1 protein-coding gene is annotated in these 266 nt (G+C 35.3%); it reads right to left on the reverse strand.

From position 1 onward, the window contains the following. A partial coding sequence (locus SB659_RS19720; RefSeq protein WP_410551637.1) for a hypothetical protein occupies positions 1-266 on the reverse strand: 266 nt, incomplete at both ends.

A 266-nucleotide genomic window follows, 5' to 3' on the forward strand; every position in this document is an offset into this window, starting at 1 on the left:
CCCATCATTACCGATATATCCTGAATATAGAGTTACTTTATAATTATTGGTATTCCATGTTCCTGCATTGTGGGTAAGACTTCCCGATATAGAAAAGTCATCCAGCAGACTGATTGACGTTTTTTCATCAAAATAAACATCCATCATACGCGCTCCGTTCGTTTTAATGCTTTTCGCCTCATTTGTATTGCGGAAATATATTTTGGAAATATTAATCGCAACACTATTCTGCCATTGGGAAGAACCGTAAATATTAAGTTCTTTGT

Source organism: Arthrobacter sp. SIMBA_036 (genome assembly GCF_046535135.1).
Classification (GTDB): Bacteria; Actinomycetota; Actinomycetes; order Actinomycetales; family Micrococcaceae; genus Arthrobacter.